This is a genomic window from Viridibacillus soli, from assembly GCF_016612995.1.
In the GTDB taxonomy this organism is placed as follows: Bacteria; Bacillota; Bacilli; order Bacillales_A; family Planococcaceae; genus Viridibacillus; species Viridibacillus soli.
Genome location: NZ_JAEOAH010000003.1, coordinates 327148 through 345808 on the forward strand (window position 1 = coordinate 327148; position 18661 = coordinate 345808).

Genomic DNA, 18661 nt, shown 5'->3' on the forward strand with positions numbered 1-18661 from the left:
TGATTGTTCTACTTATTAAATAACATCCACTATTTCTAATTTAATTAATTTAAGCATGAATCCCTTCTCCGTTCATTAATTTCATGAAGTATTCTTCTAATGAGCTATGCTTTTTATTTATACTTTCAATCTCAATATCATTCAGAATAAGTGCCTTTGAAATTTCTTGCTGCGTTACAGTCATTTCATAAATGCGGATATTCTTCTCATTCATAATTTTATAATTATTTAAGCCTAGATGATGATCTAAAATGTAAGCTGCTTTTTTAATATCTTGAACCGTCACCTCAATATAATCTGTCTGTTCCCCATTGATATTTTCCATCGAAACTTCTTTTATCAATTTCCCATTTTGTATGACTCCGATTGTGTCCGCCATTTGTTCCATTTCAGCTAATATATGGCTCGAAACTAATAGAGTAATGCCATATTCTTTACAAAGCATCTTAAAAAGATCTCGTAATTCTTTTATACCAATAGGATCTAAACCATTAATAGGTTCATCTAAAATTAACAGTTCTGGTTTTGTCGTAATCGCTCTAGCAATTCCTAATCTCTGTTTCATTCCAAGAGAAAAGTCTTTTACTTTTTTATCATCGACATTGTGTAACTTCACAAGATCTAAAGCATGATCAATAGACTTCTTATCATAATAGCCCATGTACTCACAATGTAAGTAAAGATTCTCTCGAGCTGTTAGTTTGTCATAAAAAATAGGATATTCAATAATTGTTCCCATTCGTTTTAACACTTCATATGAAGTATTCGTTAACTTCTCACCAAAAATTTCTATATCACCACTTGTTGGTTTAATTAAATTTGTAATCATTTTCATAATCGTTGTTTTACCAGCCCCGTTTGGACCTAAAAACCCGTAAATTTCACCTTTTTTAACATTCATATTTACTGCGGAAACAACCTCTTTTCCTTGAAATACTTTTGTTAGTTGATTTGTTCTTAATATATATGTCATCTTGTTTTCCCCTTTCGCTGTCTATATTAATTGTATGGAACGATTTTCTCTTTTTTCTTACTCAATTCTTACAAATTCCTTAAGCTTAGAGAAAAGCACAAAAGAGACACTTAGTAAACGTAAAACCCCGCCACTCGGAATACGATATGAATCGTTGTCAATTCCCTTAAACATAGGTAGGTGGTTTACTTAACTTTGAGGGCTAGAACATGACAAAAAGCTTGTAGAATGCTTCTTCCTACAAGCTAATAGTTCATTCTTTTTAACAAAATTGTAAATACTGTTTTGTCATAAGGCTTGCTGGAAAGATGAATTTCCCCACCCAAAGCTTCCACAAGACGCTTCGTGATCGTCAACCCAAGCCCACTACCTTGATAAATACGATTTCTTGAATCTTCTAATGTGTACATACGCTCAAATACCTTATCAATATGTGACTCAGAAATCCCTTTTCCTTTATCCCAAATATCAATGTACACAGTCTTTTCATCACTTCTTAAGGTCATACCAAGTGTTTTTCCATCTTCGCCATACGTAATTGCATTTGAAATTAAATTATTTAATACTCTACTTAACACTGCTGTATTTCCATGTCCATATAGTTGTTCATTTGGTATATCAATATCAACAGAGAAACCCTTTGCAATAAGTAAATCGTAGAACGATAAAATATTATCCTGACACACTTCATTCAAATTAATTCTAGTTAACTCGATTTCTTTATCTCCCGACTCTAATTTCGCTAAGTCAAAGAACTTATGAATGAGCTCCATTACTTCAATAGTTTTCATATGTACCTTTTTCAATATAACTTGTCGTTCATCCTCGGTCATTGTAGGATCTGTGTGTAACATCTCGACATAGCCAAGAACAACCGTCAGCGGTGTTTTTAAGTCATGTGATATATTAGAGAGCATTTTGCGCATAGATATTTCTACCTTCGCTTGATCGGCTTTTGTTGTTTGCATTGCTACTAATAAATGATTGATGGCGACTAATAACTTTTGCAGTTCTTTATTATCTGTCACAACTAATAACTTTACAGCTGTTTGCTTTTCTAAAATATTCTGTAGCTTCTCATATATGTATCGTAAATCCTCATCTTTATTTTTCTGCGTACTATATTGAAAAAAGATAAAACCTATTAATATGACAATGATCATTATCAAAAAAAACACCATTTTACATCACTTCCAACTTATACCCGATTCCCCATAGCGTTTTTATATATTCAGGGCTTGATGGATCATCCTCTATCTTCTCTCGCAGCCTTCTCATATGAACATTAATAACATTCTCATCGCCAAAATATTCTTCATTCCAAATGAGATTATAAATTTGAGCTTTAGTAAACACACGTTTGCGATTCTTCGCAAATAGCTTTAATAGTTCGAACTCTTTGGAAGTGAGTTTAAGAAGCTCCCCTTTCTTCCATACAGTAAAATTGATAGTATCTATTTTCAAATCACCAATCTGAATAATTTCATCTTGTATCTTTGGAAGAACTGAATATTTTGTCGAACGACGAATACCCGCCTTTACCCGCGCAGACAGCTCAATCATTGAAAAAGGCTTACCAATATAATCATCTGCTCCTAGCCCTAACCCAACCGCCTTATCAACATCTGTATCCTTAGCAGACATCATTAAAATAGGGACAGCACTTCTTTCACGAATCAATTTCACTATTTCTAACCCATCTATCTTCGGTAACATAACATCAAGAATGAGTAAATCAAAAGAACCTTGCATAAATTTTTCCAGTCCTTCTTCTCCATCAGAAGCTGTCACTACAATAAAATCCTCTTTTATTAAATAGCTTTCTACCATTTCTTGAATCGATAGATCATCTTCCACTAGCAAAATATTAGATTGCATTTTCTTTTCGCTCCTACCTTTTACATATTCTAACACAAATAAATTATACCTTAAGATCAATGACATGTGGAAAAAAGGTGGAATTTCCATTTATAATTGCAAGTGCCAAACAGTATAGGAACCCATATACCAAATGCTCTTTTTCATGAGTGGTGTAATTGATGATATTCCATATTGTAAAGGCAACCGCGAAAATAAAAAGACACTTTTTAATATGTCTCAATAAGGTAGTCACTCCATTCCTAAGTGCTACTGTCTTATATGAAGTAAAGTTAGTTGACCGCTTTCAGGGTGTTTCTTCTATTTAATGCACCATCATTAGTTAATTGCTTATAATGCCCAGAAAAAGACAGTTAAAGCGCTAACTAATAACAAAATTCTTAGTAATGCTATACTTTTTGATGTAGCTTTCAACCAAATCCGAATAATACTAACTATTATTCCAATAGAAAAGAGCACGCCGCTAATCGTTTTTAGCAATGATATTTTAAAGAATGGTTCGATCAATAAAAATACTAAACTGAGTTGTATCAATCCAATTGAAGTGAGAAAACGCACACTCGTAAAATCACCCTTCACCTCATTTCGCTCTTCTTTTGACATTTTTTTATATGCTCGCCCCATCATAAAGGCTGGAATTACTAGAAATATAAGTAGTCGTACAATTGCATCTGTATTCATCAAATTCTCCTAATTCATAGCTTTTCATCCTAGCTTTAGGATTATCTCTAATTGAAATTTACTACCTCATTATTTGTCGAAAAGCCATTATAATTTAAAATATGTTTACGCCTTACTAATTTAACGTAATTTAACAAAAATAAATATCTATACATTATATACAATTTTGATATATTATTGTATTAAAAATTTGATATATGAGTAACTGACATCATCTAAATGATACAAGAGGAAGTTCACTAAAATAATATGCAAAAAGCTGGGATGACAAAAAAATAGTCATTCCCAGCTTTTTATTATTATTCGATAATATTACATACAAAAGCAGTTAGTCCCACTACATAGCGGCTTTAATGAAATAGTTGGTACTCTTAAATAATCTCTTCAATCTCAGCTAAATCTTTTGCTGTGAGTGTAACTTCACTTGCTTTAAAATTTTCTAATATTTGATTTGTATTTTTCCCACCAGGTATGACTGCTGTTATACCTTTTTGCGCTAATAGCCAAGCAATTGCTAAATTTCCAACAGTCGTATCTTTCTTAGCAGCGATTTCTTTTAATTTTTCAACTTTTGATAAGTTGGCTTCGAGATTCCCTTCTTTAAAAAGGTCTACACTATTTCGCCAGTCTCCTGCGTCTAATTTCAATTCTTTTGTATACTTTCCTCCAAGGATACCAAAAGCAAGAGGCCCATAAGCAACAACAGCTATTTGATGATCAATACAATATGGCAAAATTTCTGTTTCGATATTACGGTTAAGCATATTGTATTCAAGCTGTACCACATCAATATCCCCAGTGCTATTTGCTTCTTTTAACTGTTCAAGCGTCACGTTGGAAATACCAATTGCTCTGATTTTACCTTCTTGTTTCAATTTCACTAATTCCGCAACGGCGAACTCAAGTGAAGCGCCTAGTTCAGGAAAATGAATATAATAAATATCAATATAGTCTAAGCCTAAACGTCGTAAACTTGCTTCACAGGCACTACGCAAATAAGCAGGCGAATTGTTTATGCTTAATTCGCCTTGATCATTTAGCGTTCTTGCGCCTTTTGTAGCTAGTATGTACTGATCACGAGGGAAACTTTGCAGCACTTCACCAACTAATTCTTCTGAACGACCCGGCCCGTACGCATCGGCCGTATCTATAAGTGTAACCCCATTATTTAACGCTACTCTCACTAACTCTTTTCCCTCTTCTTCATTCAAGTTTTCGTATAAATTATGTCCACCTACTGCGTTCGTACCAAAGCCAATTGTAGAAATTGAAATACCCTGTTTTTCGATTGTTGTATAGTTCATCAAATATTCCTCCATTCACTTTTTGCGTGATAAGTTAATGAGTTCTTCAGCAATTAAGCGACTATAACTGATAATTTTTTTGGATAGCTGATTAAATTTTCGCCGTTAATCGCAAAAGCTGCTATTCATGATTGATTGAATATATTTAAAATGGGGATTTTTTACGTTCTAGGGTGGTCAAATTTCAAGCTTTTTGAATTTTTCTACTGTAACTTACCATCTTTTAAAAATACTGTTCTGTTTCCGTAAGTAGCAGCCTCTTTTGAGTGGGTTACTTGAATGATTGTATGGCCTTTTTCTTTATTGATTTTCCTGAATAGCTCCATAATATCATCACCCGCTTTACTATCTAAGTTTCCTATAGGCTCATCCGCAAGAATTATTTCAGGATCGTTAATCAATGCACGGGCAATTGCAACACGCTGTTGCTGTCCTCCTGAAAGTTCTCGTGGAGTATGCTTTCTTCTGTCAGAAAGACCGACAATCTCGATAACCTCATCGAGCTTTTTCCGATAGTTTTTTTGCTTCTTTCCATCAAGTAATATGGGCAGCATAATATTATCTTCAACATTCAAATTAGGAATAAGATTGTAAAACTGAAATACAAAGCCGATATCTTTCCTTCTAATTGAGCTCTCTTCTTTATCCTTCATTACTGAAATTTCTTTTCCTTTTATTTTTATATTTCCAGAACTTGGTTTATCAAGCCCTCCCATCAAATATAAAAGGGTGCTTTTTCCAGAACCTGATGGTCCCATTATAGAGACAAACTCTCCTCTTTCAATATTAAGGTTAATTTCTGCTAATACAACTACTTGTTCTGATCCCATTTTATATGATTTATTCATTTCTTCAACTTGAATGACGTAATTCATTATCATAGCCCCTTTTTTATTAGATTAATTTGTTATCAAAAGGCCCAAAAGAAAGACTGTCAAGATTAGAATGGTAAAGAGTCCATGACATCAGACAGTAATTTTCTTGAGAACGTTTAATAGCCACTATGAAACAAAATTTTTATTCATATTTGATAGCAGTAATGATATTAACCCTTAATGATTGAATAATCGGACTAATCGACGCACTTATAGTGATAACAACTGTTGCCAGTATAAACAAGATGACTTGACTAAGAGGGTACTCTACTGAAATAGGGGGAATGTAAATAGCTTTGAAAATATATGGGATTATCCAAACAAAGATATATCCTCCTATAGATCCGATTATTCCGCCAATTAAACCACATGTTAAAGATTCAATAAAAATCATTTTGACTATTTGCATCTTACTCATACCGATAGAACGAAACATTGCAATAGATTTTCTTCTTTCTATTATCCCGACAATTAAATTATTGAAAACTCCAATAATACCGATAAGCATCGAGAAAAGAGCAAATCCTTTTATAATCGTAAAAATTTGATCGTTACTTTTAACATTATTTTCTTCAAGTTGTTTTGTTGTCATGATGTCTGGGCGACTCGTTTTTAACTTTGTTTCAAGCGTCTCAACAACTTGATTAGGATCTTTATTTGTTTTTACATAAATATTAGAATAATATGGGGTTCCTATATCCTTTTTTAAATTCTTTTCGGATATTAGCGCATAGTTTCCAGTAAACTGAAGTGTAGGAAAGTCTCCTAAAACTTTATATGTTCTTTCACCCTCTGGAAATTCAAGGGAAATTTCGTCACCCTCAGCTACACCTAATCTTTCTTTCGTCTGTGTTGCGAGCAAAATATTTTTTCCAGAATCAAGCTTTTCTAAAACCTTTTTACCGTCTGTTCGGAACTCAAAATCCCAAAAATCATTAAGTTTGTTTTTATCGACACTATCGATAGCTACAATGCTACCTTTTCCGACCACATCAATATTCATAGCCCTAAACGTTCCGTATATATCCTCCACGCCATCAATATCTTCCATGCGTTTTACAAACTTTTTATCTGCTTTCGCAACAGACATCTCGATATCAAAAGAGGCCGTTTCAGTATATAAATTGGTAGTTGCACGTAACACACTGTTACTTGCAGAGATAATAAAGATAAGACTAGCAACTCCAATGGCTAATAATGAAATCGTATTTAACATATTTTTATTTTGTCTAAGATTTTTAACTGCTAACATCCCGACATTACCGAAGATCAATTTGTAAATAGGATAGAAAATTAAGACGAAAAATTCTGAACCACTAGGGATTAATAGTGTAAGAGCAATACCTGTTAATAAAATACTAATAACAACTGCTACCACCGCCAGCTGCCCCGTAACAAACTGTGGCAAGACAAAGACCGGAATAAGCAAAATTATTCCGACTACAAATCGAATCGTTCTCTTTACAGGTTTGCTAGCAATCGTATTTAAGACAATATCTTTAATCGGAATTTTTGACAATTTAATAATTGAAGGGATTGAGCTAACTAAACTTAACAGTGAAGCAAATACAAAAGATGCGATAACATCTAAATAAGATATTTGAATGTCATTATCTATATCCTTTAAATATTCAGGTGTTGTAATGACCGACATCCCGTATAAGATTCCAATACCTAATAAGGTACCAATTAGACCTCCGATTATACCGTATAAAAAGATTTCGCTTATAAGCATGAAATTAGCCTTATTCTTCGTAGCTCCTATACTTCTAAAAGTACCAATTAATGGTAACCTCTCTAATATTACAACTTTAAAACTAGAATAGATAATAAAGATACTCATAATCGATACGACAAACATTACAACTAAAAAGGCCGTTGACATGACACTAATTTGGTTGTTAATGTCATCTTGTTGTATTGGCTCACGCACAGAATATTCGCTGTAAGCTTGTGACAACTTATTAAGCATGAATTCTTTATCATCAGGGTTTTTCAGCTTTACATGAATAACATTTACAGCATCATTTGCATGATAAATAGTACCTAACTTTTCTTTAGGTATTATAGCAGAAAAATACCGTGCTTCATCAGCAAAGATGCCTATAGGGTAGGATGTATTTGATAAAACAAAATTATGTTTCACTCCGCCTACTTCTAGCTTAAACTTATCACCGATGTTCAGATTATATTTTTCTGCTGTATTCGAACTTAAAATAATTTCATTATCATCAAGACTTGCTGATTCTTTTCCTTGATCAATTTTAAAAGGATTGATTCTATTCATATCAGATGGGTCTATTCCATGTAAGTTAACCCATACACTCTTTTGATCTTGTGTCGTATATACTGCCTCTCCTTGAAGTTCACCAATGATATAACTCGTACGACCTTCATACGCTTCAGCTTTATCAGTATGAAAAAAAGGAGTTGCCGCTTTATTACCATTTGCAATGATGATATCCCCATTGCCTACAGAACTTTTTAGCTTTTCTTCGTAAATTTTTCCAAGGGTATCAGATATCGCCATTGAGGCAAAAAACAGTGATGTAGAGACTGTGATGGAAAGGACAATTAAAAAGAAGCGAAATTTCTTCTCAAACATATTTTTAAAAACGCTTTTAACAATAAACTCCATATTTCCCCCTCTTCCCACATTAAATAATCATTTATAAATTTCTCTCCGCGTTGTAAAAAACCAACCTGCCATGAATAACAAACCGATCAATGCAAAAGTTAAAATCGTACTAGGCAATATCGTCGGATTAAAGAAAAGGATAGCAACCCCTTTAAAGACAGCCTCCCTTAAGGAAGAAATAGACATACTAACCGAAATGGCTGCCGCAAGCAAGATGTATATCCCTAACGCCAATCTATCCCTGAAGCAAGAGAAGACGAGGTTGAAAAATGCTACGATGAATAAATAAGTAGAAAACTGATAGATAAACATACCTATAACACCATATCTGTCCCAGCCGAATATTTCGATAATATTAAAATAGCTTTTATATTCAATAAATACATTTTGTTCAAGTAAAAACCAGATTATATTGAATACTGAAAAGGCTGCAACCCAAAAAATATAAGCAATTATCGTCCCAAAATAATACTCTTTACGTGATGCCCCTAAATTGATTATCCGTTTAAAAAAGTATAATGGTAAAACTCCTGAGATAATTAATAAAAAAATGGTTACTATATTGCCAGATGAAACTTCAGAATTACGATTTATATTGCCAATGCCTAATAATAAATTAATAAAAAATGCTATCGCTACCAATCCGACAAGAATCATTAGATAAACCCTTAAAACTCCATAACTTCCTTTAACAACACTTAATAGCCTACTCAATGTGATTCCTCCCATCTACAAAATAAGTGAAGAACTTTTGCAATGGCATGCCGTCAATGGATAAGTCCAACCTTCTTGCATTATGCATTTCTTTATCATTAATCGTGTCGAACAAAGCGGCAATCATGATATTACCTTGCGTTTCACACTGAATAACATTCTTTCCTTCTATAAAATTTTCAACCCCTTTTCTATTACCAGTTACATAATAGGATTTATTTCTAAAGGAATCCATATCTTCATGTAGTAAAATCTTTCCTGAATCAATAATGTAAATTTTTTCAACAATTTTAGTTATTTCATTAACTAAATGAGTTGACATAAGGATCGTTCGAGGGTAATTAGAATAATCCTCCAACATAATTGAATAAAACTTTTCCCTCATGATTACGTCTAGGCCGAGTACAGGTTCATCAAAAATTGTTAGAGGAGCTCTGCTTGCCAGACCGATAATAATCCCTACATGAGATTCCATTCCTCTAGATAGTTGTCTGAATTTTTTTTCAGGATTTAACTCAAACATTTTTAACAAATCTTTGGCAAAGTCCCAATCCCAATTCTTATGAAATGCAGACGCAATCTCTAACAATTCCATCACCTTTACGTGATTAAATAATAAAATCTTCTCCTTTACATAACAAAGATCTTCAATGTCCTCACTTCGATTTATTTTTTTCCCAGCAATCTCTACTTCACCATAATCCTGAAAAATACTGCCGGTTATTATATTTAACAGAGAAGTTTTTCCTGCTCCGTTTCGTCCTATAAGACCATAAATTGTATTTTCCTCCAAAGTCATATCAATATTCTTCACAGCTTCAGTTGTTCCATAACTTTTCGCTAAGTTTGTACACTTCAAAATTGTTCCCAAATTCAATAACCCTCACTTTCGTGTTTAATCATATTAATAATATCTTCAGCGGACAATTGTATTTTTTTAGCCTCTTCCAGCAATTTCACTACATATTCTTGATAAAACATCTTTCTTCTTTTGGTTAATATCTTCTCTTTAGCACCAGGAGCAACAAACATCCCTAGGCCTCTCTTCTTGTAAAGAATGCCCTCATTGACAAGCAAGTTAATTCCTTTTACAGCAGTTGCTGGATTAATCTGAAAAGTTTTAGCTATCTGTGTTGTCGACATGACCTGTTCATCTTCACCATATGTATCGTTTAATATATGATCTTCAGTCATATCAGCAATCTGTTGAAATATTGGCTGAATATCATCAAAGCTAGCCTTCAATACTATCATCTCCCCTAAACATCCCTACTCATTTATAACCTCCTCATCGGTTAGTTAGTTATGTAATTAACTATATAATGAATAAAATTCCAAGTCAAGTTAAAATAGGGAATATTTTTCATAAAAAACTTTTACTTCCCTTTAAATATAACTTTTCAAAAAAAAATCCCGCACCACTAAAAAAGTTGAGATACGGGAATGGCTCATTATATACTTGCGTTAGTTCGGATTACTAAAAAACTGTCTTAGTGGTTTATTACTATGTGCGAAAGCACCTATAATAATAAGGCAAACACCTGGAACAACGATTACATACATCCAGTCGATATGTTCTAAAGCAAGCCCATAGATCCAAAACCCGAAAGGTATTGCAATTTGAATCGCAGTGTTCACAACTCCGAATACACTTGCTCTTACTTTTTCAGGAATCTTTACTTGTAAATAACTTAACATTGGTACATTAGTCATTGCATTAAAGACCCCTCCAACTGTTAAAATAAAACAATAAACTCCTGTTATGATAAATAACGAAATATTACTGGACAATAGGAATTTTGGGAAAATCCACAAAATCATGAACACAGCCTGTATTTGCAGTAAAATAAACAATTTATCAATAACAATTTTATTTACTTTTTCCATTGAAACAATGACAGCTCCAACAATAATCCCTAAAAACCACATGGCTTGCATAAGAGAAAGTTGCCCTCCGGAAACATTAATCCCCTTATATGCTATATACGGCAAAGCAATAGAAAGTAGCGGTACCAATAAGAAGTTGATTACAACAACAAGACTAATTAATTGAACAATAGACTTTTGCATTTTTAAATATTTAAATACATCCTTTAAACTTTCCTTATAGCTTTTTAGCTCTTTTTCTCCTTCACTTACTCTGTACTTAAGGTACACTTGAATTACTCCAGCAAAAAGGAAAGAAATTGCCTCGATAACCAGTACATATTTAAGTCCTAAGTAATTGTAGGCAATCGCACCTAAAATAGGACCTATAACATTGATTATTGCCCCTAATGCCTGATAGCTAGAATTAAGTTGGGTAACATTTTCTCTCTCGACTAAGTCAGGAATAGATGATTGAAGTGCAATTGAGAAAAATGCTTGAATGACACTTAAAATAATTGCCAATGCAATAAACATGGCAATGTTAGGAGCAAAATTTATAAACACCAAGAAAAAGGTTAACATGGTAATAGCGCTTAAGATATCGCATATGATAATGATCTTCTTTTTGTCGTGCCTATCAATAAAAATACCTGCAAAAATATTAATAAACACTCCTGGAAGAATAGTAAAACCTAAAACTACTGAAAATAAGGCAGCAGAGCCTGTTAAGTCCAGAATATAAAGACTTAATGCAAATTTAAACACAGAAGTGCCCAGTTCCGAAATTAACCGCGACATAGAAAAAATCGTAAAGTTTAATTTAAATTGATTATTCTTTCGTTTATGTGGCCTTTTATTTAAGATCATACCTTCTTTCATGGTCACCTCTCCTCGTATAGTAAGTTAATAACCCTCTTTTAAGGTAATTTCCCGTTCATTTAATACTTTTATTAACTTTATTGAAAGTTGCTCCGAATTGTGAGGGTAGCCCCTATTACCTGATAAATTTACATCTTAGGGATGAATGTTTCGTGAAGTCCCTAGATAATGGCCTTTAGAATTACTTAACTTTCCTGTAGCTTTGACTACTAATAAAGTCTATTTCCTCACCTCTTATTTGAACTCCTGATCCATAGGCTATTCCCTTTAAATTGCAGGTTCCAAGCAGCTCATGAGTCAAAGTGAGTTCTAATATGCGAAAGGAGGTATTGAACAACAAATGACTGGGCGTATCCCAAAAAGTCCTTCTCTGAAAGGAAAATGAATAAGTAAGGAGATGGATCACCCTAATTCCTTCTAAAAATCCCAATAATTTAAATTGATATTTACTGAGCTCCTCAAGTATTGCTTTTTTAAGTTGACAGGTTTAGAATTTCCAAAGCATTAAATTGGTGCTTGACTTATTCCTTCTCGTCTAACCATACTTTTAAGGGTGTTTTATCGACTTCAAAAGGTAAAAATAGCTTGAAGTAAATTTTATTTTTGCTGTATCGAGCTTCAATAATAATCTTGTTATCTGGTTTAATATAGTTATTTTTTACAATCAATTGTTCTAGAGGTTCATCCACTTCATCATTCATTCCCAAGACATTCAAAATTATTTGATTTTCAGTTAAGCAAGTTTTAATGTATTCACTTGACATGACATACTTTTCTTTCACTTTGTGATTATAAAGCAATCCGCTAAAGTTAATATTGTGCTTCTGTGCAATCTGAATTTTCTTTTTTATTGATTTGGCAATTGGAACTGTACGATTATCAAGGTCAATGATCGTAGGAATAAAATCAATAAATGCCCCTACTAAATCAAAATAAAATTGGTTTTGGTAAACTCTCCCTAGGTTGATAAAACTTATTGGTAATTTTGAAATTTCACGATTTAATAGAGTCCTACACACATCTGCACTGTAGTAAAAAATATCACTCAATAATGTATCTGGATTTGTATCTTTTACTAAATAATTCATATCAAATTCTATTATACTTACTTTTTTTCCGCTCTCAGGTTGCTGATTAATAGCTAGAGATGTAGCTTTAGTAAGTTTATTGAGTTCTACTAACTCATAAACATCACATAATTCCTGATCACTCAATTGTTGAGGCCCCTGTAATATTTGCTGTACGTAATTCCAATAATTTTTCTGTATTTTTGGCACAACACTCTGCCCTTGATTAAAAGAATGGTAAAGATTCATCAAGTCACTTTTAAGAACCTCACTACTAATAAAATCAAAAATAATATGTGCAAAGGGCATGATTAATAAATAATCATTTATACTCTTTTTTATCAGCATAATTCTGTAAAATATTGAGTTAAACTTGTTATACTCCCTAAAATAAATATTTTTAATAATCTTATCGAGGACTCTCCCCCGCATATCGGGGGAAAGTAATGAAATATCTATAATAGGAATATTGATTTCTTGAAGCGTTTCATGGACTCTCCATTTTACTTGTCCATTTTCTGAGTACAATACACTTCGCAGTAATTCTTGACGGTTGATTAATTGCAAAATTGATTTGTCCAAATGATCCTTATTCAACTCTCTCTGAAAAGGTATGAATACACCTGAATAATCCATATTTTCTAAATAAACACATTGAATTGGTGCAAGGGGGTGCTCATTTTCAATTCTTCCTGCAGTTAATTGCTTTGAAATCCCTGTTTGAAATTCCATTGCAATTCTGATTTTTTCTTCTAGAGTTGCTTCCTTACCATCAAAGCAAATCGGATTTGATGAGAAGGATTTTACGTCCCCCCTCATCACCGTGATTCTCCTTTAACTAAAGCAGCTTTTTGAATGAGCTGATGATCCACCAATTTTTTAATTGTCGGATATTGGAACAAATCATTTACTCTTAATGTAAGCCCTAATTTTTTCGCCTTTGATACCATCTCAATAGCATTTAAAGAATGACCTCCTATGTTAAAGAAGTTGTCACTTATACCAATAATATTGAGATTCAAGACGTCTTTCCAAATTTCAATCAATTCTTGTTCGATCTCATTCCGTGGCAGCTCATTATTTGTTTTCATATTCATATTAGGAGCAAGTTCCTTTAGCACTTTCCTATCAATCTTCCCATTCTTTGTTAATGGAATTTTATCTATTTGAATGAAAAAGGACGGTATCATATAATTAGCGAGCTCTGTCATTAAATGTGTCTTTAGATTTAGTTCATCAAACTTACCGTTTGATACTACAAAAGCAGATAAGCTCTTTTCTCCGTTTTCATTTTCAATATCAATTACAACTGCCTCTTTCACCGCCTCATGTCTAGTTAACTGATATTCGATTTCTTCAGTTTCTATACGAAACCCTCTTAATTTAATTTGTTGATCCGCTCTTCCAATAAATTCAATACTTCCATCAGGCATCCATCTGGCTAAGTCACCAGTTCGATACATTTTCTCCCCCGGGATAAAGGGATTCGGTATAAACTTCTCTAATGTTAAATCTTGTTTATTTAAATAACCAGCGGCAATTCCAACTCCACCTATACATAATTCACCTTGTATACCAACTGGTACTGGTTGCATAGCTGAATTTACAATATAAATATTGGTATTATTAATAGGTTTACCAATTGTGATTGTACTTTTCGGCGTCAGACAATCTGTTAAAGTTGCACAAACAGTTGTTTCTGATGGACCATATGCATTAAAGAATCGTCTTCCTATTGACCATTTATTGATGATATCTTTAGTACAGCTTTCCCCTGCAGAAACAATAACACTTAAATTTGGCAAATTGGCACTTCGGATACTTTTAAGAACGGATGGTGGTAATGTCACGACATTTATAGCATTTTCTCTTAAAATGTCTGATAAATTGTTAGTAAACTCATGATTTCTTTGAGGTAAATACAATGTCGCCCCATTTAGTAACGTTGTGAATATTTCCCATACAGATGCATCAAAGCTGCACGAAGCAAACTGAAGTACTTTGCTATTTATACTAATTCCAAGGGATTTGCTTACAGAAGACGATAAATTAACAACCCCACTATGTTTTATTAGTACACCTTTAGGTTGTCCTGTTGTACCTGATGTATAAATCACATACGCTAAATCATCTGATTGATTCATATTTTTCAAATTATGTGAGGAATTATTTTGTGATTTATTGACAATTTCATCATAGAATAGTATTTCAAATTGATATTGATAGTTTGCTTTGGTGAAAAGGCTATGCTCGAACGTGTCTTCTGCCAAAAGTAAACTTATTTGACTGTCATTAATAATTGACAGTATACGATTTTCTGGGTAATACATTGGGTCAATCGGTAAGTATGCTCCGCCGGCTTTCAATATCCCCAAAATCGAAATGATCATTTCAGTTGATTTTTTTGTCATTATACCAACTACTTTTCCAGGCCCAATCCCCTTTTCCTTTAAAAAACAAGCCAAGCGATTGGCCCTACAATTCAATTCATCATAATGTATTTGAACTAGTGACTCTCCATCTCTGTATTCAATGGCAACAGCTTTAGGACTTTCCTCAGCAATTTGCTCAAACTGTTCATGGATTGTTATATTTTTTGCCAAATTCGTTACAGGATTGAAATCAATTAGTAGCTGTTTGTTCTCGTCTTGTGACAACATTTGTATTTCTGCTATTTTTTTTGTAGGGGTATTCAAAACTTCTTTAATAATATTTAAATAATGCTGCAAGAGTCTTTCTATCGTTTCTCTTTTAAAAAGTTTTGTACAGTATTCAATATCAAACTGTAATTCCCCATTAATTTCTAAGCTGTGTATACATAAATCAAATTTTGATACCTTCTCCTCATAAGAATGAGGCTTAAATTTTAAATTTAATATTTCTATTTGATGGTTATCTTCATTTTGTAAATCAAAAGCTACATCAAAAAGAGGATTGCGACTTGTATCCCTTTCAATTTCAAGCTTCTCAATTAACTCTTCAAATGGATAGTCTTGATTTTCATATGCGTTTATAGCATTTGATTTTACTTCATTTAGTAATTGATCAAAGGACTTTTCCTTATAAGGGTAATTTCTCATTGGTAATGTATTAATAAAAAGCCCAATGTTATCCTTCATTTCTTCATGACGCCTTGTACCTGATACAGTCCCGACTATAATGTCTTCTTGCCCAGTATACTTATGAAGTAGTACATAGTATGCGGTCATTAGCACCATATGGACAGTAGAGTTGCAATTTAATGCTAGTTTCCTAATATCTGTTGTTAAATCCGAAGCCAAGTTATATTTAACAATGTCACCCTCAAAGCTTTTTATTTCAGGTCTTACAAAATCTAGCGGCAGTTGCAAAGTTGGTATTTCTCCCTTTGTCAAATCCAACCAGTAGCTCTCTTGGCTTTTATACTCGTTTGTTTCCTTAAACTTGCTTTGCCAAACGCAATAATCTTTATATTGTATAGTTAAGTCCTCCAAAGATTTCCCTTCGTATAATTGAACCAATTCACGAATAATAATACTCATAGATTCCGCATCAGCTACAACATGATGCATATCAAAAATGAAGAGATGTTTAAGTTCGGAAACTCGAATTAAAGCAACCCTAAATAGTGGAACTTTCTCAAGATCAAACGGCTGAATAAATGATGAAATTATGCCCTCAGCTTGTTCTAACGAAGCATCAAAATAGTCCATTTTAAAGGTTCCTTTTTCATGCACTTGCTGTACATACTCGCTGTCAACTAATTCGAAGGAAGTTCTAAGTACTTCATGTCTTGCAAAAATTACCGAAAAAGCATTTTCAAAACGGTCTCTATCTAAATTCCCTTCAATCCACATTGCACAAGGCATATTATAAGCTGTTGATTGAGGCGCAAACTGCGAAAGAGCAAGCATTCTTTTTTGTGAAGAGGAAACAGGATAATATCTTCTTCTAGTAACAGGTGTAATCGGCACATATTCAGTTTTATTAGACTTACGAATATAATCAGCAATGCCCTCAATCGTAGCATCTTTAAAAACTTCAGAAAGTGGTAGTTCTACGTCAAATTGTTTATTTATTTTTGATATAAGAGACATGATATTCAAAGAGTGGCCGCCAATATGAAGAAAACTTTGTTTAATTCCTACTTCTGAAACACCTAAAATTTCACACCAAATTTCAGCGAGTTTCTTCTCTATGTCATTTCGTGGAGCAGTACATATTTGATTAGTTATAGTATCTGGATGAGGTAATTCGTCATAGTTTAGCTTCCCGTTAGGTGTCAACGGCATTGTTTCGAGCTTTATAAAATGAGCTGGCATCATGTAATTATGAATTGAATCTTCTAAGAAATTTCTCAATTCAATTTCATCTATTTCTTGATTTGATATATAGTAAGCTGCTAAAATTTCATCAACAGAGCCTGAAATCGTATGAACTACGCATTCCTTAATTGGGGGATATTTCAAAATCTCATTTTCAATCTCCTCTAGTTCAACACGAATCCCCCTAATTTTTACCTGCCTGTCAATTCTTCCACAAAACTCCAAATTCCCATCAGGTAAAATCCTCCCCAAATCACCAGTCTTATAAATAAAATCGTTTGGATTATCGTTAAAAGGATTTTGGATAAACTTACTGTTATTTAGTTCTGGATTGTTATAATAACCAAGGCTCCTATAAGGTGTACGGATAATAATTTCTCCTAAAGCCCCCGAAGGGCAAACCTGCATATTGTTATCTAAAATTATCACCTTTGCCCTTTTCATTGGTACTCCTACTGGAATAGTTCTTCTGTTAACATCTTCTGGTTTAATCAAATAAAATGTCTTAATCATAGTAGTTTCGGTCGAACCATATAAATTTACTAATTGAATTTTATCATTAAAACAATCAAACCAATTTTTCAGTTCCCATGGGATGACCCGTTCCCCCGCCAGTAGTATATATTTCAAATGTGAAAAGTGTTTTTCGTTCAAATTTGTTGAGTTAATAATCCGAAAAAGACTAGGAGTACAATGAATTAAGTTAATACCATACTGATCAATCCAATTAATTATCTGCTCTGAATCTAAAATGATTTCTTTTGTTTTCGGTATACACACTTTCCCCCCAGAAAATAGGGCAACAAATACATCCCTAAGCAATGGGTCATGAGAAGGAGTCGTAAATTGACTTACATGGAATGTTTCATCAACTCCAAATGTTTCAAGTTCCCATTCTATGAAATGTAATAAGCTATTATTTTTCCCGACAATCGCTTTTGGAACTCCCGTTGAACCAGATGTAAAATAAATATAAATTGGATCATCAACCGAATAAAATACGTTAGGCTTATACAAGCTCATTGATTCATTATCTTTATAAAATTGATCAGAAATAACGACTACTTGTGTATTCTCACATAAATTATAGTTCTTAAGTCTGTGAACATTATCGGGATCCGTAATGATCATGGTTGGCTCAACAGTTTCAACCATTTTTTTAATTTTCTTGTCTGGATAGGCAGGGTCAAGAGGAACGAACACACTGCCTGCTTTAAAGATGCCAATCATTGCTGTAATAAGAGTAGTCCTTCTATCAAGCAAAATACATATATTTGATAATTTTTCGACATCATTCGAAGACATCATCATATTCGCTATACAATTTGAATTTCTATCTAGTTCTTCATATGATATTTGCTCTTCACCACATTCCAACGCAGTTTTTTCTCTATATTGTTGCAAGCATTTAAAAATTCTAGTTTGCAACGTTTTTTCTATATTTTTCACTTTTGATCACCCTGCCTTTCAAATCATTTA

At 33.1% G+C, this 18661-nt stretch carries 13 protein-coding genes; all 13 read right to left on the reverse strand.

Going from position 1 to position 18661, the window contains the following annotated elements:
* Nucleotides 1-49: 49 nt before the first annotated feature.
* The 13 genes from JFL43_RS03500 to JFL43_RS03560 all read right to left on the reverse strand — a co-directional run bounded on the left by JFL43_RS03500 (nucleotide 50) and on the right by JFL43_RS03560 (nucleotide 18631).
* The gene (locus tag JFL43_RS03500) at nucleotides 50-973 is read right to left on the reverse strand and encodes an ABC transporter ATP-binding protein (RefSeq protein ID WP_200747940.1); all 924 of its coding nucleotides are present in this window, start codon (nucleotides 971-973) and stop codon (nucleotides 50-52) included.
* A gap of 245 nt (nucleotides 974-1218) precedes the next feature.
* Entirely contained in the window at nucleotides 1219-2154 is a 936-nt protein-coding gene (locus JFL43_RS03505; RefSeq protein WP_200747941.1) for a sensor histidine kinase, read from the reverse strand.
* Between the two features lies 1 nt (nucleotide 2155).
* Nucleotides 2156-2851: a response regulator transcription factor gene (locus tag JFL43_RS03510; RefSeq protein ID WP_200747942.1), complete on the reverse strand. Its 696-nt coding sequence runs from the start codon at nucleotides 2849-2851 to the stop codon at nucleotides 2156-2158.
* A 330-nt stretch (nucleotides 2852-3181) separates the two neighbouring features.
* The gene (locus JFL43_RS03515; protein WP_200747943.1) at nucleotides 3182-3532 is read right to left on the reverse strand and encodes a hypothetical protein; all 351 of its coding nucleotides are present in this window, start codon (nucleotides 3530-3532) and stop codon (nucleotides 3182-3184) included.
* A gap of 371 nt (nucleotides 3533-3903) precedes the next feature.
* Entirely contained in the window at nucleotides 3904-4836 is a 933-nt protein-coding gene (locus JFL43_RS03520; RefSeq protein WP_200747944.1) for an aldo/keto reductase, read from the reverse strand.
* Nucleotides 4837-5039: 203 nt separating this feature from the next.
* Nucleotides 5040-5711 (reverse strand): ABC transporter ATP-binding protein, encoded by a 672-nt coding sequence (locus JFL43_RS03525; RefSeq protein WP_200747945.1) that lies wholly within the window; start codon nucleotides 5709-5711, stop codon nucleotides 5040-5042.
* A 142-nt stretch (nucleotides 5712-5853) separates the two neighbouring features.
* On the reverse strand, nucleotides 5854-8349 hold the full coding sequence (locus JFL43_RS03530) for an ABC transporter permease (protein ID WP_200747946.1): 2496 nt from the start codon (nucleotides 8347-8349) through the stop codon (nucleotides 5854-5856).
* A gap of 27 nt (nucleotides 8350-8376) precedes the next feature.
* Nucleotides 8377-9063 carry a hypothetical protein gene (locus tag JFL43_RS03535; protein ID WP_200747947.1) on the reverse strand — a complete coding sequence of 229 codons (687 nt, stop codon included), beginning with the start codon at nucleotides 9061-9063 and terminating at the stop codon, nucleotides 8377-8379.
* Entirely contained in the window at nucleotides 9056-9934 is an 879-nt protein-coding gene (locus JFL43_RS03540) for an ATP-binding cassette domain-containing protein (RefSeq protein ID WP_200747948.1), read from the reverse strand. The genes JFL43_RS03535 and JFL43_RS03540 overlap by 8 nt, the downstream gene beginning before the upstream one ends.
* A gap of 2 nt (nucleotides 9935-9936) precedes the next feature.
* Nucleotides 9937-10317: a GntR family transcriptional regulator gene (locus JFL43_RS03545; protein ID WP_200747949.1), complete on the reverse strand. Its 381-nt coding sequence runs from the start codon at nucleotides 10315-10317 to the stop codon at nucleotides 9937-9939.
* A 210-nt stretch (nucleotides 10318-10527) separates the two neighbouring features.
* The gene (locus JFL43_RS03550; protein WP_200747950.1) at nucleotides 10528-11811 is read right to left on the reverse strand and encodes an MFS transporter; all 1284 of its coding nucleotides are present in this window, start codon (nucleotides 11809-11811) and stop codon (nucleotides 10528-10530) included.
* A gap of 521 nt (nucleotides 11812-12332) precedes the next feature.
* Nucleotides 12333-13697, reverse strand: coding sequence for a condensation domain-containing protein (locus tag JFL43_RS03555; protein ID WP_200747951.1), 1365 nt, complete (start codon nucleotides 13695-13697; stop codon nucleotides 12333-12335).
* The gene (locus tag JFL43_RS03560) at nucleotides 13697-18631 is read right to left on the reverse strand and encodes a non-ribosomal peptide synthetase (RefSeq protein ID WP_200747952.1); all 4935 of its coding nucleotides are present in this window, start codon (nucleotides 18629-18631) and stop codon (nucleotides 13697-13699) included. The genes JFL43_RS03555 and JFL43_RS03560 overlap by 1 nt, the downstream gene beginning before the upstream one ends.
* Nucleotides 18632-18661: the final 30 nt, after the last annotated feature.